17 protein-coding genes are annotated in these 24,756 nt (G+C 34.8%); 10 read left to right on the top strand and 7 right to left on the bottom strand.

The genetic code is table 11. From position 1 onward, the window contains the following. Nucleotides 1-3: 3 nt before the first annotated feature. Genes G529_RS0107480 through G529_RS0107465 form a run of 4 tightly spaced genes read left to right on the top strand, consistent with a single transcriptional unit; the run spans nucleotide 4 to nucleotide 4,387 of the window. Nucleotides 4-1,011 carry a 4-hydroxyproline epimerase gene (locus tag G529_RS0107480; RefSeq protein ID WP_026914945.1) on the top strand — a complete coding sequence of 336 codons (1,008 nt, stop codon included), beginning with the start codon at nucleotides 4-6 and terminating at the stop codon, nucleotides 1,009-1,011. A gap of 16 nt (nucleotides 1,012-1,027) precedes the next feature. Beyond that, nucleotides 1,028-2,275: an NAD(P)/FAD-dependent oxidoreductase gene (locus G529_RS0107475; RefSeq protein WP_026914944.1), complete on the top strand. Its 1,248-nt coding sequence runs from the start codon at nucleotides 1,028-1,030 to the stop codon at nucleotides 2,273-2,275. Nucleotides 2,276-2,284: 9 nt separating this feature from the next. Next, nucleotides 2,285-3,499, top strand: a complete 1,215-nt coding sequence (locus G529_RS0107470) for a M24 family metallopeptidase (protein ID WP_035695774.1) — start codon at nucleotides 2,285-2,287, stop codon at nucleotides 3,497-3,499. A gap of 9 nt (nucleotides 3,500-3,508) precedes the next feature. Beyond that, nucleotides 3,509-4,387, top strand: a complete 879-nt coding sequence (locus G529_RS0107465; RefSeq protein ID WP_026914942.1) for an AraC family transcriptional regulator — start codon at nucleotides 3,509-3,511, stop codon at nucleotides 4,385-4,387. 441 nt (nucleotides 4,388-4,828) lie between these two features. Here G529_RS0107465 and G529_RS0107460 read toward each other — a convergent pair whose 3' ends face one another. The 4 genes from G529_RS0107460 to G529_RS0107445 form a co-directional block, all read right to left on the bottom strand. Then, nucleotides 4,829-5,074 carry a hypothetical protein gene (locus tag G529_RS0107460; RefSeq protein ID WP_340139881.1) on the bottom strand — a complete coding sequence of 82 codons (246 nt, stop codon included), beginning with the start codon at nucleotides 5,072-5,074 and terminating at the stop codon, nucleotides 4,829-4,831. A 91-nt stretch (nucleotides 5,075-5,165) separates the two neighbouring features. Beyond that, the gene (gene lacZ / locus G529_RS0107455; protein WP_035695812.1) at nucleotides 5,166-8,291 is read right to left on the bottom strand and encodes a beta-galactosidase, LacZ type; all 3,126 of its coding nucleotides are present in this window, start codon (nucleotides 8,289-8,291) and stop codon (nucleotides 5,166-5,168) included. Nucleotides 8,292-8,310: 19 nt separating this feature from the next. Further along, nucleotides 8,311-11,292 carry an aminotransferase class III-fold pyridoxal phosphate-dependent enzyme gene (locus G529_RS15620; protein ID WP_051201384.1) on the bottom strand — a complete coding sequence of 994 codons (2,982 nt, stop codon included), beginning with the start codon at nucleotides 11,290-11,292 and terminating at the stop codon, nucleotides 8,311-8,313. Between the two features lie 2 nt (nucleotides 11,293-11,294). Then, a complete protein-coding gene (locus G529_RS0107445; protein ID WP_084509760.1) occupies nucleotides 11,295-13,298 on the bottom strand; it encodes an MGH1-like glycoside hydrolase domain-containing protein in 2,004 nt (667 codons plus the stop codon). Between the two features lie 272 nt (nucleotides 13,299-13,570). On the opposite strand from G529_RS0107445, the gene G529_RS0107440 reads away from it, so the two are divergent. The 6 genes from G529_RS0107440 (at nucleotide 13,571) to amaB (ending at nucleotide 22,901) form a co-directional block, all read left to right on the top strand. Then, complete coding sequence (locus G529_RS0107440) at nucleotides 13,571-14,131, top strand: RNA polymerase sigma factor (RefSeq protein WP_026914938.1); 561 nt, start codon at nucleotides 13,571-13,573, stop codon at nucleotides 14,129-14,131. 83 nt (nucleotides 14,132-14,214) lie between these two features. Then, complete coding sequence (locus G529_RS16150) at nucleotides 14,215-15,339, top strand: FecR family protein (RefSeq protein ID WP_051201383.1); 1,125 nt, start codon at nucleotides 14,215-14,217, stop codon at nucleotides 15,337-15,339. Between the two features lie 75 nt (nucleotides 15,340-15,414). Further along, a complete protein-coding gene (locus G529_RS0107430) occupies nucleotides 15,415-18,819 on the top strand; it encodes a SusC/RagA family TonB-linked outer membrane protein (RefSeq protein WP_051201382.1) in 3,405 nt (1,134 codons plus the stop codon). A gap of 12 nt (nucleotides 18,820-18,831) precedes the next feature. Beyond that, nucleotides 18,832-20,379, top strand: coding sequence for a RagB/SusD family nutrient uptake outer membrane protein (locus G529_RS0107425; protein ID WP_026914936.1), 1,548 nt, complete (start codon nucleotides 18,832-18,834; stop codon nucleotides 20,377-20,379). 75 nt (nucleotides 20,380-20,454) lie between these two features. After that, complete coding sequence (locus G529_RS0107420; RefSeq protein ID WP_026914935.1) at nucleotides 20,455-21,360, top strand: DUF1338 domain-containing protein; 906 nt, start codon at nucleotides 20,455-20,457, stop codon at nucleotides 21,358-21,360. Further along, nucleotides 21,360-22,901: an L-piperidine-6-carboxylate dehydrogenase gene (gene amaB / locus G529_RS0107415; protein ID WP_026914934.1), complete on the top strand. Its 1,542-nt coding sequence runs from the start codon at nucleotides 21,360-21,362 to the stop codon at nucleotides 22,899-22,901. The genes G529_RS0107420 and amaB overlap by 1 nt, the downstream gene beginning before the upstream one ends. Nucleotides 22,902-23,026: 125 nt before the next feature. On the opposite strand, the gene G529_RS0107410 is transcribed toward amaB, so the two are convergent. The 3 genes from G529_RS0107410 to mobC are packed head-to-tail and all read right to left on the bottom strand — an operon-like array spanning nucleotide 23,027 to nucleotide 24,743. After that, entirely contained in the window at nucleotides 23,027-23,752 is a 726-nt protein-coding gene (locus G529_RS0107410; RefSeq protein WP_026914933.1) for a relaxase/mobilization nuclease domain-containing protein, read from the bottom strand. Then, nucleotides 23,752-24,399 carry a hypothetical protein gene (locus G529_RS0107405; RefSeq protein WP_026914932.1) on the bottom strand — a complete coding sequence of 216 codons (648 nt, stop codon included), beginning with the start codon at nucleotides 24,397-24,399 and terminating at the stop codon, nucleotides 23,752-23,754. The genes G529_RS0107410 and G529_RS0107405 overlap by 1 nt, the downstream gene beginning before the upstream one ends. Beyond that, nucleotides 24,396-24,743: a plasmid mobilization relaxosome protein MobC gene (mobC, locus tag G529_RS0107400; protein WP_026914931.1), complete on the bottom strand. Its 348-nt coding sequence runs from the start codon at nucleotides 24,741-24,743 to the stop codon at nucleotides 24,396-24,398. Before mobC ends, G529_RS0107405 begins: the two co-directional genes overlap by 4 nt. Nucleotides 24,744-24,756: the final 13 nt, after the last annotated feature.

The following is a 24,756-nucleotide window of genomic DNA, read 5'->3' as shown; positions in this document are numbered from 1 at the left end:
TAGATGATCTATCAAAGTTTTGAATGTATAGATGCCCACACCTGTGGAAATCCTGTACGTCTTATAAAATCAGGTATTCCTCTTTTAGAAGGATCAAATATGAGTGAGAAACGCCAGCATTTTATAAAGGAATATGACTGGATTCGAAAAGGTTTGATGTTCGAACCACGCGGTCATGATATGATGAGTGGTAGTATGATTTATCCGCCTCATGATTCTGATAACGATTTTGCCATTCTTTTTATCGAGACTAGCGGCTGTCTTCCCATGTGTGGGCATGGCACCATTGGAACCATTACTATTGCCATAGAAGAAGGGCTCATTAGCCCAAAGGTTCCTGGTAAAATCAGGATGGAAGCACCCGCCGGTCTGGTAGAGATTGATTATCAGCAAACAGGGAATAAAGTAGATTGGGTAAAATTAACGAATGTAAAAAGTTATTTAGCTTTTAAAGATCTAACGATTAATTGCCCCGGATTGGGCGAATTAAAGTTTGACGTCGCCTATGGAGGGAATTACTATGCAATAGTAGATCCCCATAAGAACTATCACGGACTTCAGAACTATTCCGCTTCTGAAATAGTGCGTTACAGTCAATATCTGAGACAGAAAATCAACGAGAAATATCCAGATCATTTTATTCATCCTGAGAATGACACCATACGAAATGTAAGTCACCTGTTATGGACGGGAAATGTTATAGACTCTAAATCCCATGGTAGAAACGCGGTATTTTACGGGGATAAAGCTATAGATCGCTCTCCCTGCGGAACCGGAACTTCAGCAAGAATGGCGCAATTATATATGCGTGGTAAATTAAAAGCCGGAGAAGACTTTATTCATGAAAGTTTTATAGGTTCAAAATTTACAGGAAAGATTGAGAAGGAAACAAGCATAGGGAATCATCCCGCAATTATCCCGAGCATAAAGGGTTGGGCAAAGGTCTTCGGACGTAATACTATTACGATTGACGAAAAAGATCCATATGCTTTCGGATTTCAGGTAATCTAAGAAATAAGTATTAATCATGAATAAACAATGCCTAATTATTGGAGGAGGTATAATCGGCCTAAATATCGCTTATTATCTGTATAAGGAGGGCCACGAGGTGACGATTATAGATCGCAATGACTTTTCTTCGGGGGCCAGTTTCATAAATGCCGGCTATATAACCCCTAGCCATTTTATTCCGCTTAGTTCTCCTGGGATAATCACCAAAGGTTTAAAATGGATGCTGAATAAAAACAGTCCTTTTTATGTAAAACCCAGATCGGATATGGATTTTATAAAATGGGCCTGGTCTTTTAAAAGGTCTGCGACTCAGAAAAGAGTAGATCAATCCATTCCTGCAATTTTGAAAATTAATCTTATGAGCAGGGATTTATATCAGGCAATGAAAGAATCTTCAGATTTTGATTTCGAATTTAATAAAAAGGGGCTTTTAATGTGTTATAAACTGGCTGAAACAGGCGATGAGGAAGGGGAAGTAGCTGAAATAGCCTTAAAGCGGGGATTAAAGGTGAAGCACCTAAATAAAGAAGAACTTAAATTGTTGGAGCCGAATGTAGATTTTAATGTAAACGGAGCTTATTTTTATGACTCAGATGCGCATATGACTCCTAATGATTTTATGAGGGATATGAAAGCTTTTCTAAAAAAGCAAGGGGTGAATTTTATATTGAATGAGGAAGTGGAGGATTTCAAAATAAATAGTGGTAGAATTAATACTGTAAAAACTGGTCTTAGAGAAATTCCGGCCGATGAGGTAATTATTGCCGCGGGAACCTGGACTTCGAAACTTGCAAAAAAGTTAAAGATTCCACTTTCACTAGAAGCCGGAAAAGGATATAGTTTTAATGTAGAGAAATCCACTGGAATCAGTATTCCCACTATTTTGATAGAGGCTAGGGTAGCAGTAACCCCTATGAACGGTTTCACAAGATTTGCCGGCACTATGGAACTTTCGGGACTTAATGAAAGAATTTCAAAAAATCGTGTAGAAACTATCGCAAATGCTGCGGAAGGATATTATAAAGGTTTAAAAATTGATGAAGAGGATATAAGCAATGCTAAATCTGGATTGAGACCATGTTCTCCAGATGGTTTACCCTATATTGGTAGGAGCAAGGCTGTTAAAAACCTGATTTTTGCTACCGGACACGCCATGATGGGCTGGAGTTTGGGGCCAGCCACAGGCAAATTGGTTTCGGAAATCATTTCAGAGAAAAAATTATCAATGGATATCAATCCTTTTAGCCCAGATCGAAAAATTTAAAATATCAATATGTTGAAAAACGGAATTGGCGGAAGTACAATAGAAAAGGAACTTAATAAGTTAAAACCTATACCTGGCGCGCCAAATCCTGTTGCACAGGATGGCTTCAACGAACGGCTACAGAAACTTTGCAAACTGATGCAAAAAGAATCAGTAGACATGATTTATATTAATGCCGGGCCAAATCTTTATTATTTTACAGGAACCAGGTGGTCTCCTTCTGAACGTCTGGTTGGCGCCCTGCTTCTTCCAGATGAAACCCTGATATATATAGTTCCAGATTTTGAGATCGGAACTATTAAAGATTTTATGGGAGTACAAGGTGAAATTTTAGCCTGGGAAGAACATGAAAATGTGTTCGAGGTAATTTCCGAAAAGATTGCTATAAAAAATGAATTTAGGTTGGGTATAGACGACACAACTGCTTTCAGGATAAGTGATGGTTTTACCCGGCATATTCAGAATGCCAGACAGTTTTCGGCAGAACAACTATTCATGGAATGCCGAATGTATAAATCTAAAGCTGAAATCAAGAATATCCAATATGCCATGAATATAACCATGGAGGTGCAAAAAGCTGCCGCCCGTATTTTGAGAATTGGCATTTCTACGGCAGAAGTAGTGGATTTTATAGATAAAGCACATAAAAAAATGGGAGCTAAAAATGGCTCTTACTTTTGCATTGTTCTTTTTGGAAAAGATACCAGTTTTCCACACGGAGTAAAGAATCCCAAGGATCTGGAAATGGACGATATTGTTCTAGTGGATACCGGTTGTGAATTTAACGGCTATATTTCAGATATTACACGCACCTATTTTTTTGGGAAACCGAATGACAAACAGCGAAAGATCTGGCAGGTAGAGAGAGATGCACAATTTGCAGCTTTTTCAGCGATACAGGAAAATAGTGCCTGTGGAATAATAGATGATCAAACCAGGAAATTTTTAGAGAAAAACAATTTAGGGCCGCAATACCAATTGCCGGGACTTCCGCATAGAGTTGGGCATGGGATTGGTATAGAGATCCATGAGCATCCGTATATTGTAAAAGATAATTCTATTAAGCTCAAAGAAAGTATGTGTTTTAGTATAGAGCCAATGATTTGTGTTGAAAATGAATTTGGCGTTCGTCTTGAAGACCATGTTTATATTGATGAAAATGGCCCGGTTTGGTTCACCGAGCCAGCCAAAAGTATAGAAGATCCTTTTGGTTATAATGATTGATATTCGGGTATGAAGCCTATTTATTTCAAAATACCAAAAACTGAGAATAAAGCGATCCGTGTCCAGGAAGAAGCCGGAAAGTATTTTTATGGTAAACTGCATTACCACCCGGAATATCAGATTACACTTATTGAAAAGGGAACCGGTTTATTTTATGGAGGAACGAATGTTGTCAAGTTTGAAGAAGGAGATTTATATTTTATAGGTCAGGATGTACCACATTTAATAAAGAGTTCAGCAAAATATTATGAATCCGATTCCCCTGGAATAAAAGGTCTTTCAATTTTCTTTAGTTATAATAGCTTTGGAGAATCTTTTTTTGAAGTCCCTGAATTGAGGGAAATACGAAACCTATTGCTAAATGCAAAAAGAGTAATAAAGCTACGTCGAAATTCTGAATTTAATCTGGAACAAATGATGCTCGATATGCGCTCAGCAACAAATGAGGGAAGAGTGATTCAATTGTTGAAAATATTGAGTCAGTTTAATGATGAAAATTACGAATTCTTAAATGCTACTGGCCTATCACCAACCTTGAATGAAAAAGGATATGATCGTCTCAATAAAGTGATCAATTATACCTTTTCAAACTATGCAACGAATATTTTGGTTGAAAATGTAGCCGAAAAGGCAAATCTGAGTAAATCCCAGTTTAGCCGATATTTTAAGGAAAGGACCGGGAAAACGTATGTTCAGTTTCTAAATGAGGTACGAATTGAAAATGCCTGTGTTTTACTGATAAAGGAAGATTTGAACATTGAACAAATTGGTTACGATGTAGGATTTCAGAATTTATCTAATTTTAACCGGCAGTTTAAAAAAGTTAAAAACAGCACCCCTTCGCAATTTCGTACACAGTTTCAAAATGAGAGAACTATTTTATATTAGATAAATTGGTTATCAGCGGGTTGTTTTTAGGCTCTTAACCTGAGTTTTTCCTTCAAAGGAATTTAATAGTAACCTAGATAGTTTTTCTTACAAAAAAACGTTGTAATCCAATCGTCTGTGAATTATTTATGGTGGTAATAATGCATTTAATTAGTCAATTATATCTAAAGCTAAAGAGCATTCGCCTTTGTTTCTTTAATTTTTTTTCTCAGCTACTTCTTATAATTTATATGGATAATTATATATCCTTAATGTATGTCAAAGTAATAGAAGAATAGATCCTATTTCTCCAATAAGCGTTTATTAAATTCTTATAAAAGCCCGTAAACACTATGTTTCCGGGCTTTTTAATTTATCATCCTATCTATTAAAATCAATAGAAAGGAGTTAAATTCTTAGCTGCTTGGAAAAATAAAAACGGTATAGAAGTATTATAAAGTTCTATTTTGGATGCTTGAGATCTGGGATTTCAATCATTTTTCCATTCTTGAATCTCCCTAGAATTAACACATCTTTTATTTTTTTATATTCTTCAATGACCAGCTGGAGTTGCTCTTTGGTGTCTCTTCTAATCTTGACGCCATTTTTTTTATTTTTATTTCGAACCTCAATGTAATATCCGTCCCTTAAATCTTTCGGTTTTGTCGATGGTCGGCCCATAATTAATTTTTGTTTTAAATATCGCAAGGCTAATTCCTATTAAAGTTTAAAAAGAATAATATAATTCTAAACATCAATAAAATTGTAGCCCATCAAATATGCGTATTGAGTATTTTTATTATTTCAGGTTTGGTTGAATAATAAAACTATATGAATAGGGATTCGGCTTAATAGTATACTCCGGATGAACTAGTCTCCCCCAGGAAGTATCACCTCCCACACCCATTTGCAAATAATCTATATTCCATTGTAAAGTTTCCCCCAATTTTATATCAGCTCCATGTTTTTTAGTTACAGGTACTAGTCCGGAAGCAGATGCGGCTTTTTCATTTTCTTCTAAATCAATTTCTGCCATTTTAAATGGCCATATACTTGAATTTAATAAAGAGTTCGTCGCATATACTGAAAGAGAAAGGTTCTCAGATTCCAGCCTTATCCATCTAACATCGGTTTTGTTTCCGGTTTCCTGAGGTCTTAGGTACCTATGAAATTGATCTTCAATTCTACCTGAATAAATACCGGTTTGTTGACCCGTTTTGCGATCCCAATAAGATTCTTCTGGTCCTTTTCCATACCAACTTAAATCTTTAAAATCGTTTGGTAAAATCATATACATTCCAATTCTTGGAATATTTGGTAACTCTTTTTTGAGCGGTTCAAATTTATAGTTGATTTTAAGATCACCATCTGAATTTACTTCGTAAGCTACATTTACCTTCGCAATATTTTCAGGAAGCGCATAAGCCACCTCAAAAGCAACTCTTTTATCGTTAAGCACTGGTTGTTTAATTAGTTTTGAAGTGTAATTATACGTAGCCGTTTTCCATATTTTAGCCCATTTATCCATTCCGTTTCCTAGGTCATTATCTGTTGGGGCACGCCAAAAATTTAATTGTATGGGCTCATTGGTAATCAATTGATTATTATATTTCCATTCCTTGATTTCCCCGGAAACTTTATCCAAATTCAGTTGGAAATTTTTTCCTTTAATTATAAAGTTGTCTGATTGGGAAATAATATTTACTCCATCGTTGTTTACAAGTTTGAAACCTGATCCTTTAAATGCTGATATTACAAATTCCTCAAAAGCCAATAGGTGATTTGCCGGTAATAGTTCTTCGTCTGAACTTGTTTTTAGGAATACCTGTAATATAAGTTCAATTTTTGAAGAGGTTTTATCGAATTTTATTTGAAAATCCTGCTTTGTTCTAGGCTTAAGGTTATTTATAGAAATCTTTCCTGAATCTATACTTTTTCCATTTTCAAGAAGTTTCCATGTAATTTTTTCATCATTTAATGTTTTAAAGAAATTTTTATTAAAAACCTTTATTGTAGTAGAAGCTTTATCAAATTTAAATTCAACCGGCTGGTAAACCTTTTTTACTTCAGATAAATGAGGGTGTGGATTACGATAAGGATCAACTAAACCGTTATTTAAAAAATTTCCATCTGTAGGTAAATCGGGATGATAATCATAACCGTACGCCAAATAAGGTTTACCTTCAGGATATTTATATTCCAGGGCTTGATCTACCCAATCCCAGATAAATCCTCCCTGTAGAACTTCATAATTCTCAATGAGGTCCCAGTAATCCTGTAAATTCCCTACAGAATTTCCCATCGCATGGGCATATTCTATCATTATTGCCGGTTTTTGAGGATTGTTTTTAGCGTAGTCTTCCAAATGCTCCGGTGAAGGATACATTGGGCAGTAGATGTCAGTATAATCCGCTGTTTTTGCTGGTTCATATTGAACAGGTCTGGAATCGTGATCTTTCAACCATTTATAGGTTGTCTCAAATACCTTTCCGTGGCCAGCCTCGTTGCCCAATGACCAGATGATAATAGAAGGATGGTTCCTATCTCTGTAGAACATTCTTTTTGTCCTCTCCAAATGTGCTGGGATCCAATTTTCCTCGTTTCCTATTTGTGTTTTTTCATCAATCGCCAGCGGATGACTTTCTATATTGGCTTCATCTATTACATAGAGTCCGTATTTATCGGTAAGATCATACCAATAAGGATCGTTGGGGTAGTGGCTGCTCCGTACAGCATTAATGTTATTTTGTTTCATCAAGCGAATATCCTTTTCCATACTTTCACGGCTTACCACATGCCCGGTGAAGGGATCGGTTTCGTGACGGTCCACGCCTTTAATGTAAATAGCCTTTCCGTTTACCAATAATTGGTTTTCTTTTATTTCCACGGATCGAAATCCAATCTTTTTTAATATAAAGGAAGGAGAAACATTTTTGTTTGGTTGCAATCTAATTTCCAATGTATATAGGTTTGGAATTTCAGCCGACCATTTTTCTATATTTTCAATTTCTTCTGAAAAAATTCTCTCTACAGAATCATTTTTTCTAACAAGGATTTCTTCCGAAGCTGAATAAACAATTTCTCCTTTTGGATCTTTGAGTTTTATCCAAAGTTTTGCTTTTTGGTTTTTTTTCGAAGAATTTTTGATGAAAAAGCTGCCCTCAAAAGCACCATCCTCAAAATTGTTTGCCAGATTTGCTTTAATTCCAAAATCCTGAACATGGACTTTAGGAGTATTATAAAGGTAAACTTCCCGTTCTATGCCGCTCATCCTAAGCATATCCTGACTTTCCAAATAACTGGCGTCACTCCACCGAACCATTTGCAAGGCAAGCAGGTTTCTGCCATTTTTCACAAAATGGGTGACATCAAATTCTGCAGGGGTTTTTGAACCTTCAGAATACCCCACGAATTCACCATTCAAATACAATTCAATGGCTTTTGCAGCGGCAAAATGTAGGATAACTCTATTGTTTTCAATAAAATCTTCTGAAATTTCAATGGTTTTTCGATAAGTGCCAACGGGATTATATTCGTAAGGAATATCTGGCCAGGTTTCATCAAAGGGATATCGTTCGTCCAGGTAAATAGGATGTCCGTAACCTTGAGTTTCCCAATTCCCCGGTACCTTTATCTTACCCCATCCTTCTGAATTAACTTCAGGATTATAATAATTTTCAGGACGGTCATTTAAGGATTTTACCCACTTAAAATCCCATTCACCGTTCAGAGAAATAAATCTATTAGAAAGTTCCTTTTCATTTTTTTTGGCTAAATCTTCGGTTTCGAAGGCGAAAAAGTCGGCTCTTGGATCAAGTTTGTTAATTTGAAAAACTGTATGATCTTCGTATGGTTTTTTACCCTGAGCGAATAGGTTTGTTCCTATTAATAATATGGATAAAAAGAAATATAATTGATTTTTCATTAATGGAGGTATATTAAATTTAAGAAGCATTTAAATTACTTGTTTGAAGTACGATACTAAGATGATGGAGAAAGTAGTCTATCTGATCTCGGTTTATTATTATAGGAGGTTTCAATTTCAGTACATTATTATCTGGTCCATCTGTGCTCATTAATACTCCTCTTTCCTTCATTCTGTTGACCAGTGAGTCGGCAGCATGGGGTAGGGGATTCTTTTTCTTGTCATTAAGTTCAAAGCCAAGAAATAATCCTTTACCCCTAACATCACCGATAATTGGGAATTGTTTTTGAAGTACTTTCAGTTGTGCTTTCAGATAACTTCCCATTTCGCTTGCATTTTGCTGTAGGTTCTCGTTTTCAATTACCTCAAGTACTTTTTTTCCTATTGCACATGAAACGGGATTCCCTCCAAACGTGTTAAAATATTCCATTCCATTGGCAAATGCATTAGCGATTTCCGCGGTACAAACCACGGCTGCCAGGGGGTGGCCGTTGCCCAATGGCTTTCCTATGGTTACAATATCGGGTACTACGTTATGTTCTTGAAAGCCCCAAAAATGTGTGCCTAATCTGCCGCAACCTACCTGTACTTCATCTGCAATACATACACCTCCAGCATCACGGGTGTATTTATAACCTAATTTTAGAAAACCTTTCGGTAACTCTATCTGCCCTCCACAGCTAATGATACTTTCACAAATAAATGCTGCGGGTTTTCTATTTTTTTCATGGATGTTTTCAATAGCTTCTTTAATATGGGCAGCATATTGCGAACCAGTATGCTCCCCACGGTATTTTCCTCTGAATGAATCAGGTAATGGAACTATTTGGGTATGTTCAGGTGCGCCTTTTCCTCCTTTGCCATCAAATTTATATGAGCTAATATCTATACAGGCATTAGTATTTCCATGATACCCGACTTCTACAGCAATAAAATCTTTTTGGGCAGTATAAGATTTTGCCATTCTAATGGCCAGCTCATTGGCTTCACTCCCTGAATTTACGAAATGAACTACCGAAAGTTGTTTGGGAAAAGTTTCTAAAAGCTTTTTCGCAAAAGTGACAATATTCTCATGAAGATAACGGGAATTAGTATTGAGCATTTCCATTTGCTTTTTTCCCGCTTTTACAATTTCTGGATGCTCGTGCCCTACATGAGCCACATTATTAACCATATCCAAATATTTGCGCCCCTTATCATCTATAAGATAGGCTCCATCTCCTCTAACAATCTTTAAGGGTTCTTCATAACTTAGACTAAGGCTTTTGCCTAAATAGGTTTTACGTTCTGAAATCAGCGTTTCCGAGTTTAACCCATTTTCCGGTATATTATGTTCTTCAAATAATAACATGGGATCAGGAAAAATTTGATTAAATACTCTTTTGTCCCGGTCTAAACAATGTGTAATCGGATGTACTTCGTTAGGATGATGAAGACTTAGCTGAAGTATAAATGCCTCTTTCTCTTTGGATTTATGCTTTCCAATAATATCTCCCTTCTCAATTTCCCCATGAGTAACTAAGGAAGGTTCAAACATAAGATTCCGGTAAATGGTATAAAATTTACCATTCTTACCAAAGGAATGTTCTATTATGCAAATTTTCCTGGTTTCATTCAGCTCTACAATTTTCCCAGGAATTATTGCACACACGTTGAATTTTCTAAAGTGCCAAAATTGCACCCCTAGTAATAAATTAGACCAAAAGTCACCTCTTAAGGTTTTAACTCGATTTTCCTCTCTTATCAATTCAAGTCGAACCTCATTATAACCTCCATAAATTATATTCTCAGCATTTTCTTTCCAGTGCTCCTTAAGTCTTTTAGCTATTTTTCTTTTATCCTTTGCATCTTGGAGACTGCTAATTGAATCTGTTGAAATATCTATATTCAAGTACTTAAATGAAGTACTTCTTTTAGTCTCAAAAAGATCTGAAAGGTCCAAATTTGTTGAATTACAGAATTTTTGAAATCGTAAATATTTTTTACTCGTCCTATAGCCACATGCGTCTTTAAATAGTTCACCTGCCAGATAGGGTTTTATTTGGTACCAATTTTCAATTAATTCCCAAGCAGCTGCAGTACTTACCTGGTGATATTTGTTTTCAGGTTCAGATTTAGCGTTAATTTCAGATTTAGTAAGGCTAATGACCAATCTTGCACCTACCAGCCAGTAAAGCAATTCTAACTCATTTTCTTGTAAGGGGAAGGAAGTGTGGTAGCCTTTTATTACTTCTAAAGCGGCTTCAAGCAGCTGCTCTTTTTGCATTATGGCATATGTCACACAAATTGCAAGATCATTAATAGTCGCAGTATAAGTAGCGTCTCCAAAATCTATAAAACCAATTACCTTTTCGTTGTTGGGTTGGATTATAATATTGTTATCATTAATATCATTATGTACTATACTTTTACGACAATTGGCTAATTGAGATTCAATAGATTTAAAGCCCTTGTAAAAGTGATCTATATAAATTTTCTTTTGTGATTTAAAAAGGTTTTGATGCGGTTTAGTCCAGGAAGTTTGTGAAACATCCCAGTCGAATTTTCTCTTTATTGGAAATGGATCTTCAAAATTATTTAAAAGGCCTGTAAGATAACCGGCTTTTTTTCCAAGATCCTTCAAGAGTCCCGGGGTATGTACTTTAACATCACTCCAAAGTTCACCGGGAAGCCAGGTCAATAACCTTACATAGTAATTGTTTCCTTCGATTTTCAGTTCATTTATTTGTTTACCATCGATGCCTAGAATTATTTCGGGTAACAAAAGGGTAGGATCACCACCTTCTAAATGATTGAGAATATTATTCTGAAAATTCAGGAATTCGATTTCACATTTTTCTGTTGAAGCTATTTTGAGAATATAATCCCTAGAATCTGTCTTAAATAAAAAATTAAGGTCTAGCTCCCCTGGAAGTGATTTCACAACTCCAGTTTTATTATAAAGCTTTCTTGCAATTTCGTTGATGGTATCCTGGTCAAAGTCCAGCTTCAGATTATTCATAATTATTCATTTAAAAGTAGAAGTAAATAATGTGCCGCAGACCAGCTAAAATTGTAGGCCTCAAGGCCTTTGCCGGATATTGGATTATAGTTTTCGCGAATAGCCTTTCCATTTTTGGTTACCCCTTCAGCATTGTGTATTAATTTTCTGGTCAATTCATTCGCTTCACTCTCATAGCCATATTTTTTTAATCCTTTTATTCCGAAATACGATTGATCTATCCAGGTTGGTCCGCGCCAATATCCTCCATCCGGCTCGAATTTTTCTGAACTGGCATTCAAGGTTTGTAAAGGAACGGATGTATTGAATTGTGTGCTATCCATCATTATTTTCAAAAGATTATTGGCTTTAGATTTAGAAGCAATGCCTGCCCAAAGTGGAATCCATCCTTCGCTACCCTTTATTTTAATAAATGAATTACCATCCAGGGACGTATCATAGTACCAGCCATCCTCCTCGTTATAGAATTGGTGGTTAATTTGTTCTCTTAAGATATCCGCCTGTTTTTCAAAAAGGTCTTCATCCTTTTTAATTTTCAGGATTTTTGCCAGTTTCTTTAAATAAAGCTTTTCCGCATACAAGAAAGAGTTTAGGTCCACACTTTCCTGATCCATAGAGAAGGCATTTTTGGAGTTTGGCAATAGTTTGGTATCGTCAAATCGCACCGCATTGTCCATACCACTCTCCCATTTTGCTGCGATTAAAGTTCCATCTGTAGATCCATATTCGCAAATTCCATCCTTATCATGATCACGATACAGATACCACCATTCATGTTGTTTTTTAATTTTCGGGTAAATTTTTTTAATGAAATCTCTATCGCCATCCTGTTTGAAAATGGTCCAAGCGGCCCAGGCAGAAAGTGGAGGTTTAGTGTTACGGTAATTGTTTTCTTCAATTACATTATCACGGTATACACAATCTGGTATAAAACCGTTTTCGGTTTGGTAATCATACATTGCCAGCACTTGAGATTTGGCTAGATCTGGATCGTAATAGGCTACCGCCACTGCATGCTTCCAGCTATCCCAAGCCCAAAAGCCATAAAACCATTTATAATGATAACTAGGAAAAAATCCATCATATTTTAATCCGCCAGAGGCTGCTCGCCAATTGTTTTGAAGGGTAAGCAAGGATTTTTGTGCTAATTGGTAATAAGTAGAATCCTTCCATTGATCTTGCATTAGGTTTTGGATGGATCCTATTAAGGCAAGCTTTTCTTGTTGGATTTTTTTGTGTTCCTGGTAAAAATGGCCTTGGATAGTATTTATTAAGTCAAGTTCATTTTTATCAAATTCAGTCGCAAATGAGAAAGAATAAATGAATTCGTGGGTTGCTCCCGAGGCAACTTCAATTGGATTTAGATCGGCAGAGTAAGATGTGTCAGAAATAACAATAGAAGACAGCTTAACTTCTGTGGGTAGGTTAAGCAATCCGTAAAAATTATTGGTTTTACTTTTTACTTTAATTAGCTTTTTTTCTTGTTCTAGACTAAAACCGGCTTCAAATATCTTCCCTTCTATAACGGGCTGGATAGAAATTGGTTTATCATCAAAATTTTTAATTTGAAATTTAAATACAGCAGTTTTTGCTGAAACAAAAAACATCGAATGTGATATCTGCCAGTTTTTAGTTTCTTTCTTAAAATTTAATCCAGAAAGTCTTCCTTCGTATGAGTTTCTAATTAAAGTTTTCTGGTTGGCTTCCATTAAACTTTTTATACGAATATTAACTAATGAAGGACTTAACCAAGTACCATTATTCTGTGACATGATAAAAGGACCTGAAAAGCCATCTTGATTAATAGCACTAGGTGTAGAAAATCCAAACCACGAACCTTTATCTGAGAAGATGAGAAAAGATTTATCTTCTGGAGAATCTGGGGTTCCTCTGTAGTCTAATAAGTTATAAATTTCTTTTTTAGCCGAACGATTATGGTTTTTTTGAGCAACCATAAAAAAAGTGCTAATAAAGAGGTAAAAGCATAGCAATAGATATCTATTCATTTTTATAAAAGCTTTAATCTGAAAAACTCAGAAAAGGTTACTTAAATAGAAATGAATTAAATGGAAATAAAATCTTGTTTTGAAAAATGAGAATGTGTGGACGCATGCAAATTACAAAAAATTAGTAAATGCCAAATAAATAGCTTAAAATTTTTCAAGATTTGATAAATCAGTGTTTAAATGAAATAAGATTAACAAAATGTTAAAACTTCAATTCAAAATATTGTGTAGCTCGGTTAAAATATCTTGTTTTGTTTAAACCTTACTAACGAGTGGAATTAAATCTTATTCTGGAGAGATTAAAGAAAAAGGATAGGAAAGCTTTTCAAAAAGTTTTTGAGGCTTTCTATGCTCGTTTAGTATCTTACTCTTATAAATTCACACTCGATCAGGTGGCCAGTGAAGACTTGGTTCAGGAATCCTTTATTTACTTATGGGAAAATATCTCTAACCTGAATATTGAAAAGTCCCTTCAGGCGTATTTATTTACTATGGTAAGGAACCGTAGTTTAAATCATCTAAAAAAAATTAAGGTCTCCGATTCAGATTATTTTATAGATATCTCAATATCCCTAACAGAAGAACTTCAAATAGAGGTTTTTAATGAGAAAGAAATGTTGGAACTAGTTAAGAAGGCTGAAGGGATCCTGGAAAATTTACCAACGAAAATGCAGGAAATCTTAAAGCTAAAAGTAATGTATGGCTTAAGTTATAATGAAATTTCGGAAGAAATGGGGATCTCCGTAAATACCGTAAAAACCCAGTTAAAACGTGCTAAATTTAAAATTGAATCAGCTCTCATAGTCGTTTCTATATTCTGTTTTTTTAACTGATTTAGAAAAAAATCTAAAAATTGTCACCCAAATCATAAAATAATTTGTCTCTAATATAAAGGGGGCATCATACCTAATTTATAATGGAGTATAGTTTATTAATAAAAAGAATTAAAAGGGGATTAACTCCAGAGGAAGAAAAACAATTTCAGGATTGGTATTCTTCTTCAGAGGAGCATCGTCAGTATTATTTTAAACTAAACAACTATAATCATAAAAATACCGCGATTAAGGTAAATACTTCTTTTGCTTGGAAAAAGCTTGAATCCAAAATTGTAAAAAGCAATACTCCTTATTGGAAATATACTGTTGCAGCGATCCTGGTTATTGGCTTGTTGAGTTTTCCACTTTATTTTTTTCTGAGTAGTCCGTTTGACCAGGAAAATCAGGTAGTGGAAATTCAGAAGAAGGAAAAAAAATCAGACGATATAATTTTTAAAGATCAGAACGGGAACTCAATAACTTTTGGAAATAAAGATTCCTTTGTTTCAGGCAAGTATTACCAGGCGAATAAAGATCAACTTAAAATCAATAAAACCCAGGAAGCCCATGGCACTAATACCATTAATGTTCCTACAGGAAAGCAATTTACTGTTGAATTGAGTGACGGTACTAAAGTTACATTAAATGCAAAATCCAAACTTGAATTTCCTACCAGTTTTGAACAAAGCGATAAGCGGGAAGTAATTTTGGTATATGGTGAAGCCTATTTTCAGGTCACACCAGCTCTAGAAAATAATGGTAAGAAATTCGTTGTTAAAAACTTGAATCAGAATATCGAGGTAATAGGTACTTCCTTTAATATTGAGAATTATAATGAAGGTAAAGTTGTGACTACGTTGGTTGAAGGGGAAGTAAATCTTTTATATGGTAAAAATACTGTCACATTAAACCCTGGCCAGCAATCGATTATTGAAGACCATTCTTTAGAAGGTATAAAGGAAGTAGATGTGTATGATTATATAGCCTGGAAGGACGGAATGTTTTTATTTAAAGATGAATCTTTAAAAGGAATTTTTGCGGTTTTATCAAGGTGGTATGATATAAGTGCAGATTTTCAGGAAAAGGAATTAGAAGAAATGAAGTTTAATGGCAGGTTCAGGAAAGACCAAAATCTTGAAAGTATCCTGAACATTATTGAAAATACTAAACGAGCACGATTTGAATTAAATGGAAATAAAATCAAAGTAATGCAATACCAAGAATGAAAAGGAATGGGGTTTATATCTGGACAATCTAAACCCTCATTCCAATTAATTAAGTAATTAACTAACTACAAATTTATGAAAACTAAATTGAATGGTAAACTATTGCCTTTGCCGAAGGGAATATTAATCTTTATTATGAGAGTCTTTATCTTATTCTTTTGCATTAGCAGCTTTGGATTTAACTCTGATAAGCTGTTTTCCCAGAATGCTAAAATAAAAATTGATAAGTCTGCCAATATTAGTGTCGAAGATGCTTTTCAACTAATTAAAGAGCAGACAGATTACACTTTTATTTACCCAAGTAACCTTTTCAATGAAGCGCCTAGTCTTAGATTGAATGCTGGTATTATTTCAGCAGAAGATTTATTAAATCGCTGTCTATCCTTAGTAGATTATACCTATGAGTTCACAGAAGAACATGTAATTCTATTAAAAGAAAAAGAAATTTTTTATGATACGGGTACGCAAACGATTTCGGAACAATCAACAATAACAGGAACAGTTACAGATTCCAAAGGAATGCCTTTACTATCAGTAAATATTTCTGTGAAGGGAACAAATAGAGGAACTCAAACCGATTTTGATGGAAAATATTCCATTGAGGTTTCCCAAGGTGAAGAATTAAGCTTTCAATATATAGGATTTAAAACGAAAACTATTGAAGTAGGGAATCAGCAAATAATTGACGTTACTTTAGAAGATGACCTTGAAAGTCTAAATGAAGTAGTTGTCGTAGGGTATGGTACTCAAAAAAGGAGTGATGTAACTGGAGCGATTAGCTCAGTTAAAAGTGAAGAACTTAATAAAGTTATAACTACAAATCCACTTGATGCTTTACAAGGTAGAGTTTCGGGAGTTACAGTTACAAATTCAACCGGAAGTCCGGGATCTGCACCTGAGATTTCGATTCGTGGAATTGGAACTTTCGGAAACAATGAGCCTCTTTATATTGTGGACGGAGTTCAGGCCGATCCTTATTTTATCAATACCAACAATATTGAAAGTATCGAAATTCTTAAAGATGCAGCCTCTGGGGCAATTTATGGAACCAGGGCAGCAAATGGGGTTGTAATCATTACGACCAAAAAAGGAGAGGAAGGAAAACCTAGAATTGATATTGAATCTTCTTTAAGTATAAATACACCTAGGGAAGAAATGGAGCTATTAAATGCTCAAGAATATATTGCCGTTCACCGTCAAATGTATGAGAATGCAGGCGCAGAACTTCCACAATATGTGGTAAATCCATCCACATATGATACAGACTGGATTGATGAAACCCACAGGACAGGATATCTTTCTAATCATAATATTAGAATTAGTGGCGGTAGTAAAAATATAAATTATAGTGTTGGAGGTAATTACGCTGAGGAAACGGGCTTATTAATTGGTTCCGGATTCACTAAGAAAGGTGTTAATTCTCAGATTAATTTAGAAAAAGGGAAATTAAATGTTTCCACGAATTTAAATTATAGTGAAACCTATAGGGAAGAACATAAATTTTCTATCAGGGAGACCTATTTTATTTCGCCTTTAATACCGGTTTTAGATGAAGACCGTGAATCAGGATTTGGATATAGATCAGGGGATCTTCCAGATCACAGAAATCCAGTAGGAGAAGATCATTTTTTAGAATCCTATACTAAACAGAAATATTTTTTTGGTAATGTAAATTTTGATTTTGAAGCATTTGAGAATTTCCATATTGGAGCAGGTTTTAGCCTTGCTGACCGCCAAAATTATACATACAATTTTCACCAGCCATTTCGAGTAAGAGATGTGCAAGATATTGCTGAACGTGAATTTTCTTTTTTATCTGAATACCATTCAGAATTCAGAAGATTAAATGAAGAATATACACTAAGGTATAACTTTGATTTAAGTAAACATAGTGTGGGACTATTGGCAGGATACCAAAGAATTAGGGAACCATTTAAAAGTACCTATGCTCAGGCTGAGGGTTATAAGATCGATGATGACGGGAATAAGGTGCCAGCTACTATATTAGATCCCGATTTCGATACGCTGGATGCGTTTAGCGATGGCACCTATTCAGCTAGTGGAACGAACGCTGAATATGCTTTAGTTTCCCAGTTTGGAAGAATAAATTATGCTTTTGATGAGAAATACCTCGTTCAGGCTAGTTTAAGACGTGATGGGAGTTCCAAATTTGGAAAAAATAACCAGTATGGTGTTTTTCCCTCTTTTGCTTTAGGGTGGAAAATTACCGAAGAAAACTTCATGGAAAATCAGGAAGTGCTCAATTTTCTAAAATTTCGATATAGTTGGGGACAGGCGGGAAATGATAGTGCCTTAGGTTATTATGATTATGTTGCATTGATATCACAAGGTAAAAGTCAAAATGATGGGGGCTACGTTTATGGTAATCCGCAGAACTCATATTTAGGTAGTATAGCGCGCGACCTCCAAAATGATGATTTACAATGGGAAACCAATACTTCCGCTAACTTCGGATTGGATTTTGGAATATTTGATAATAAACTCCAAGGTTCAATAAACTATTATAATAGTAAAACCGAAGATTTATTAATAACAAGAGAAGTGTCCCCTTCTGCAGGAATTAACAATCCTATTGTAAATGTTGGCGCATTCGAAAATAAAGGATTTGAATTTGAAGCTAATTATCGCAACAGGGATAATGATTTTAAATATTCTGTCGGAGGAACTTTTACGACTATTAATAGTGAAGTCACTAAATTAAGTAATGAAGACCAGGTATTGTATGGTATCGGTTTATTATTCGGATCTGACCATTTTGTAAATCAGACAAAGATTGGCTATGAACCGGGAGCCTTTTTTCTCCCTGTTGCAGATGGAATTTTCCAGAATGAGCAAGAAGTACAGTCTCATAGTGTGAATGGAAATCTTATTCAACCCAACGCAGAGCCCGGCGATATAAGGTTTAAAGATCAAAATGGTGATGGGGTGATAAATGAAGATGATGAAGTATATGCAGGAACCGCAATACCAAAGTATGAATATAGTCTAAACCTGACTGGAGAATACAAGAATTTTGATCTTACCATATTCTTCCAGGGTGTAGGAGGAAATAAAATTTATAATGGAAATGATTTCAGGCTTTTAAGTTTGGATACCGGAAGAAATTATCGAACAGCTGCCCTTGATGCATGGACACCGGCTAATACTAATACAGAGGTGCCTCGAGCAGTTTTAAATGATCCAAATCGCAATAACCGTGCTTCCACTAGATTTCTAGAGGATGGAGATTACCTAAGGTTGAGAACTTTACAACTAGGATATACTTTTTCTCCAGATGTGATCAAAAAGACATTTGTAGATCGTGCAAGAATATTTATAACAGGTCAGAACCTCTTTACGGTAACGAATTATTCAGGCCTTGATCCAGAAGTTGGTGGAAGTGTACTTTCCAGAGGGATCGATGTAAACCTTTACCCAAAATATAAATCACTAATAACTGGAGTTCAACTTAGTTTCTAAAGAAGTATTAAAATGAAAAAATATATAATAAAATCCGTTTTTCTATTAAGTATTTTACTGACTATAGGATGTTCTGATGATGAATATCTAGATAAGCAACCCCCGGATCAGCTTACTTCGGAAAATTTTTGGCGTAATGCCGAAGATGCAAGATCTGGTTTAACGGCAGCTTATTCAGAATTAGAAGCCAGAAGTAATTTCTGGGATGGCTGGCAAGAAGGTCGTTCTGTGGTGGAATATTTTCGTTCAGATTATGTTTTACCTGGCCCTGATGCTACGAATTATTCGCACTGGATGTCGATTTATAATTTCAATTATACTAATGGACATATTTTCCTGGATGTACTTTGGAGTACCAATTATAAAGGAATTAACTTTTCGAATCAGGTTATAAAAAATGTTTCTGAAATGACCGAAGATCAAATCTCCGATAGTGAAAAGGAACAAATTTTAGGAGAAGCCTATTTCCTTAGGGGATATTATCATTTCAAGTTACTCACTTTATTTGAACAAGTTATCATAAGGGATGATATCGTAACTCCAAGTACTTTAGATAAAGCTTTGGCAACGAGAACTGAAGTATGGGATTTTGTTTTGCAGGATTTTAAAACAGCGGCAGATAAGTTGAGTTTTGAAATACAGCCTCAGAACTATGGTCGTGCAAATAAAGGTGCTGCCCTAGGGTATTTAGGAAAAGCATATATGTACAAAGCAGGAGATGCTTCTTCTAGTACCGGGGATGACTATCAGAATGCAGCTGAAGCCTTTTCTAAAGTTATTGAAAGCGGGCAGTATGCTTTAGTTGATGACTTCAAGAGCTTGTTTAATGGTGAAAACGAGAATAATAAGGAATCTATATTTGAATTGCAGTTTAAAAGTGGTGATGCGACTTCCTGGAATGCGACACGTTTACATTCGTTTGTAGCCGATTGGGCCATAGGGGGATGGGGCGGTATTTTAGCTGATGATCGCTTAGTAGCCGAAATGAAAGAAGAGGGAATGATTGCAGAGAACGGTCTTTATGACAATAGATTATATGCAACCCTTTACTTTGATGATCCATATTTCAATGACGAATCTGCCAGAAGGATGGAAGGGAGTACCTGGAATGATTTAATTGAATCTACCTACGGTGATCCCGATGCGAAAGATGATGTGGCATTTTTCAGAAAATGGCTGCCGGAACCTGTAGAAGGAAATGGATATATAGGCCTTAATGTAACTCTACTTAGATATGCCGATGTGCTATTGATGCATGCAGAAGCTTTGAATGAAACCGGAAATACTGAAAAGGCTGCGGAATTAATCAATCAAGTGAGAGAAGCGCATGGAAATGTTCCTGCCGTTACTTTAAATTCCAAAGAGGCTGTATTTGAACAAATTGTACATGAAAGAGTGATGGAACTAACACTCGAAAGTACTAGATTTTTTGACCTAAGAAGATGGGGAATGCTTGATGCGGCAATGAATGCTGCCGGTAGAGTTGATTTTGACGCGCAGCAACATTCATATCTGCCTGTACCATTATCAGAGATACAGACCAATACTGAAATTAATTAAAAAGAAATTTGAGTTAGCCATTAGTGAATTCGACCTATCTAGGTCGAATTCACTTTTTAAAATAATTAGAGAATTATGAAATTCAGTACAGAAAATGATTTGAATGAATTATTAAACTCTTTAATAATTCCATATAAAGAAAGGGTTCCAGACGTATATAGAATAATAAATGGAATGCTTGAAAAAGGAATGATTTCCAAGGAAGAAGATATAATTAATGACCATATAGCCTTCCGTACACTGGGGTTACCGTACCTAGGAATAACTTCACTTGAAAAAATTTTCCTTCATTATGGCTATGAAAAACGAGACTATTATTTTTTTCCCGAGAAAAAATTAAACGCTTTTTGGTATTCGCATCCAGAAAATAAATATCCACGGATCTTTATCAGTGAGTTAAGGGTTTCAGATTTAAGTCAGAATGCCCAGAAAATTATCCAGAAATACACTAAAAATATAAATTCAGACCCAGTGGATAACATAGATTTTAAAAATGTAAGCGAGGTTTCTGACTTTTTTACTTCCGCATTATGGGAATTACCAACGCTGGATGATTATCAAAGCCTACTTGAAGAAAGTGAATATGCAGCTTGGGTAATTTATAATCGCTATTATTTAAATCATTTTACTATAAGTATCCATGATCTACCTGAAGACTATAACCGACTTGAAAAATTTAATGACTTTTTAAAATCCATAGAAATAAAATTAAATAATTCAGGAGGAGAAATAAAGGAAAGTCGAGATGGACTTTTAAAGCAAAGCAGTTCGGTAGCCGGTAAAGTGAGAGCTAATTTTCTAGGTTCAGAAGTTATCGAAATACCAGGCAGTTATGTTGAATTTGCTCAACGACTGGTATTGCCGGAATTTTCCGATTTACCCCTATCCAAAATAAAGAAGGATCACCGTCGTGATGGTTTTGAAACCGGAAATGCAGATAAAATTTTTGAATCTACCTATGAATCACAACAGTTGAAATAATGAGAAAATCACCCATAGAAATATTGAATAAACTAAAAATTGAAAGTCCTTTTTATAGTTACAGTACAGGATTGGAAAATAGGTATTGTGAAGAAACTAAAGGTAGAAGAATAATTTCTCCAGTAGATAACAGGCAGATAGGTGAAATAAGTTTTCTTTCCAGTGAAGGATATGAAAATGTAATAAATACAGCTGAGCATGCATTCCTAGAATGGAGAAAAATACCAGCGCCAGGACGCGGAAATATTGTAAGACAATTTGGTGAGGAGTTAAGAAAAGAAAAGGAGGCCTTAGGAACTTTGATTAGTTATGAAATGGGTAAATCTCTGCAGGAAGGGTATGGCGAGGTTCAGGAAATGATCGATATCTGCGAATTCGCAACGGGTTTGTCACGACAATTATATGGTCTTCAAATACAATCTGAAAGACCTGCTCACCGGTTATTTGAACAATGGCATCCCTTAGGAATTGTAGGTGTTATTTCGGCATTTAATTTTCCTGTAGCGGTTTGGGCCTGGAATACAGCTATTGCATTAGTTTGCGGAAATGTTTGTATATGGAAACCTTCAGAAAAAACACCGTTTTCCTCGATTGCTTGTCAGGAGATTTTTTCCAGGGTTTTAAAAAGTAATAATTTACCGGAGGGTATTTCTTCTTTAATAATGGGAGATTTAGAAATAGGAAAGAAAATGGCTGAGGATAGTCGTATTTCCTTGATTTCAGCCACAGGTAGTACTGCTATGGGAAGAGATGTTGCTCAGCGAGTAGGAAAAAGATTAGGTAAATCTATTCTCGAACTTGGAGGGAATAACGCAATAATACTTTCCGAACATGCAGATATTGAAAAAGCATTGCCAGCATTGGTTTTTGGGGCTATAGGTACAGCAGGTCAACGTTGTACTTCTACACGACGATTAATAGTGCACGAAAATATTTACAATAAATTTCTAAGACAATTAAAAAATGCATTTGAACAAATAGAAATTGGCGATCCATTGAATGAAGAGAATCATATGGGGCCATTAATAGATGAAGATGCGGTGAATAATTACTATTTAACTATTGAATTAGCTAAAAAACAAGGGGCAAAGATAATTTCGGGTGGAAAAATGGTTTTAGTTGGAGATAACTGTTCACAATGTTACGTAGCTCCTACGATTATAGAAGCAGATCTAAATCTGGAGATTATGAAAACAGAAACCTTTGCCCCAATAGTATATATTGTTAAGTATAAATCAATAGAAGAGGCTATTAAATTAAATAATAATGTTCCTCAAGGGTTGTCTTCTGCACTGTTTAGTTTGAATCTACGAGAAGTTGAAGAATTTCTTTCTTTTGAGGGTTCAGATTGTGGGATCGCCAATATTAATATAGGAACATCTGGAGCCGAAATCGGAGGAGCATTTGGTGGTGAAAAAGAAACAGGTGGAGGAAGAGAAAGTGGTTCTGATGCCTGGAAATCCTACATGAGGAGGCAAACCTGCACTGTAAATTATGGTACTGATTTACCTTTAGCTCAGGGTATTAAATTTAACTTATAGAATTGATAAAGTATTCTTTTAATAAATTTAATAGGCCTGGATTAATAAAGTCCAGGCCTTTTTTTAGATTTTTACAAACACCCTAGACTATTAACTAATGCTTTACAATAATTTATATTATTGAATTAGCGTGAAAGACCTCTGTTAAATCTCTTTTCTTGTTCTTTGTATGATAACAAGTTCTTAATACCTGGTAATGACAGTTTTCGATCTATTGCTGAACCCTTAAAATAAGCACCTTTTTTATCTGTAAATGATATTCCTCTACCAATACTGGTTTTGATTCCTTGATTTTCCAATTCATGGATCACATCATCTAATGAATCTGAAATATCGATTGCCTTAAAAATAAGTTCTTTTAGATTATTACTCCTGGAATTATTAGAAATGAATTCCTCGTTATTTTTAAATTTTTCAAGTTTCCGATCAATTTTCTGAAGTTTATATTCTTCCTCGATCGTCCTGCAAAAATCTAAACTTTTAATATGAGTAAATTTATTGTGGACAGCCTTATTATCGATTATTCTATTACAAACTATATGGACGTGGTTTTTTTCATGAAAATAAACGGCATATTGATTTTTTGAAAAGCCAATTTTATCTGCATATTTTTTAGATATATCAATCCAATCCTGGTTTGATAATTTTCCTTTATCAGAAGGAGCTGACCGAATTTTTATATGAAATGATTTTTTTTTGCAGCGGTCATTTAATCTTTGCTGATACTGCATCTGCTTAAAGATTTGATTTGAATTTCCAAAGCATTCGTTAGAGTATAATAATTCACCACCTCTTTCACAATAAGCAAGAGCGTTGGCTGTGTAGGAAATTGTCTGAAGTTTTGCGATCATCAATCAAGGGTTTTGAGTTCTGATTCAAGTTCTTTTTTTCTTAATCTTTTTTGTAAAACCAAGGTCATTGAGTCAATGTATTTGATCATTACAGTGTCTCTAGCTTTTAAACTTGAAAAGATTGATATGATCTTCTCAGGATTCTTATCAGAGTCCTCAAAAGCCTTTAAAAGACTATAATCATAATATAGTTTGTAATTATCTCTTTGGTTTTTCAACTCACTCTTTTCAATCAATAAAGGTGTTCCATATTCAAACAGCAGAAAGCTGAATAAAATTAATGTTATAAGCCCTAGCAATAATTTAGATGAAAAAGGAGTGTCCTTTCCAAATAAGATATATTCAACTCTAGAATTTTGATTTTGTTCAGCCTTATTGTTTTTAAATTCATCAATATATTCAGCTTTTAAACTTTTCAAATATTCTAATAAGTTCGTATAACTTGTACCATTAGATTCGCAAATTATTTTATAGGCCTGAGCTTGAGTTTCTAAGAGTGTTTTTAATTCTTCCTTTTGTTCTTTAAGAGATTCCATATCATCAACTAATGTTTGCATTAGTTTTGTTACATGCCTTTCTTGCTTTTCAATTTCCGAAGGCTTTTCTATCAAATCTGAATCTTCAAACTTTTCTATTTCTTCTTTCATGATTGTAATTTTTCTATTATCTCACTAAGATGTTTTTTTAATTCTTCAATTTCATCTTCCAGGGTCCGCTCGTCTATAATTCTGAGTTTAACATCGGAATTCAACTTCCTAGCAATTTGATTTAAATTGTTGCCGATTTTCGAAAGATTTGAGGTGTATTTGTTCAAACTTAAATCAATAGGTTTCATTTCCATTTTTTCCTTAAGTCCCAACTTTTCTAGAACGCAGTATCGCACATAAATGGAAGCATTTATTTGAAGCAATTCTGCCTGTTCAAATAGAAATTTTTTGTCTTCAGGTTTTAAATAGAAAAATACTTTTACTTTATTATTTTTTTTGATCATTTTTAAGGTTTAT

Origin of the sequence: Christiangramia portivictoriae DSM 23547 (genome assembly GCF_000423045.1) — a bacterium.
GTDB classification, from domain to species: domain Bacteria; phylum Bacteroidota; class Bacteroidia; order Flavobacteriales; family Flavobacteriaceae; genus Christiangramia; species Christiangramia portivictoriae.
The sequence above is the reverse complement of the archived record's forward strand: the minus strand, read 5'-3'. Positions and strand labels throughout refer to the sequence as shown.

Coding starts and splice junctions, on each gene's coding strand:
- mobC (WP_026914931.1), bottom strand. CDS start 24,743: ATGATCAAAAAAAATAATAAAGTAAAAGTATTTTTCTATTTAAAACCT.
- G529_RS0107430 (WP_051201382.1), top strand. CDS start 15,415: ATGAAAACTAAATTGAATGGTAAACTATTGCCTTTGCCGAAGGGAATA.
- lacZ (WP_035695812.1), bottom strand. CDS start 8,291: ATGAAAAATCAATTATATTTCTTTTTATCCATATTATTAATAGGAACA.
- amaB (WP_026914934.1), top strand. CDS start 21,360: ATGAGAAAATCACCCATAGAAATATTGAATAAACTAAAAATTGAAAGT.
- G529_RS0107410 (WP_026914933.1), bottom strand. CDS start 23,752: ATGATCGCAAAACTTCAGACAATTTCCTACACAGCCAACGCTCTTGCT.
- G529_RS0107480 (WP_026914945.1), top strand. CDS start 4: ATGATCTATCAAAGTTTTGAATGTATAGATGCCCACACCTGTGGAAAT.
- G529_RS0107420 (WP_026914935.1), top strand. CDS start 20,455: ATGAAATTCAGTACAGAAAATGATTTGAATGAATTATTAAACTCTTTA.
- G529_RS0107445 (WP_084509760.1), bottom strand. CDS start 13,298: ATGAATAGATATCTATTGCTATGCTTTTACCTCTTTATTAGCACTTTT.
- G529_RS16150 (WP_051201383.1), top strand. CDS start 14,215: ATGGAGTATAGTTTATTAATAAAAAGAATTAAAAGGGGATTAACTCCA.
- G529_RS0107465 (WP_026914942.1), top strand. CDS start 3,509: ATGAAGCCTATTTATTTCAAAATACCAAAAACTGAGAATAAAGCGATC.
- G529_RS15620 (WP_051201384.1), bottom strand. CDS start 11,292: ATGAATAATCTGAAGCTGGACTTTGACCAGGATACCATCAACGAAATT.
- G529_RS0107470 (WP_035695774.1), top strand. CDS start 2,285: ATGTTGAAAAACGGAATTGGCGGAAGTACAATAGAAAAGGAACTTAAT.
- G529_RS0107405 (WP_026914932.1), bottom strand. CDS start 24,399: ATGAAAGAAGAAATAGAAAAGTTTGAAGATTCAGATTTGATAGAAAAG.
- G529_RS0107425 (WP_026914936.1), top strand. CDS start 18,832: ATGAAAAAATATATAATAAAATCCGTTTTTCTATTAAGTATTTTACTG.
- G529_RS0107475 (WP_026914944.1), top strand. CDS start 1,028: ATGAATAAACAATGCCTAATTATTGGAGGAGGTATAATCGGCCTAAAT.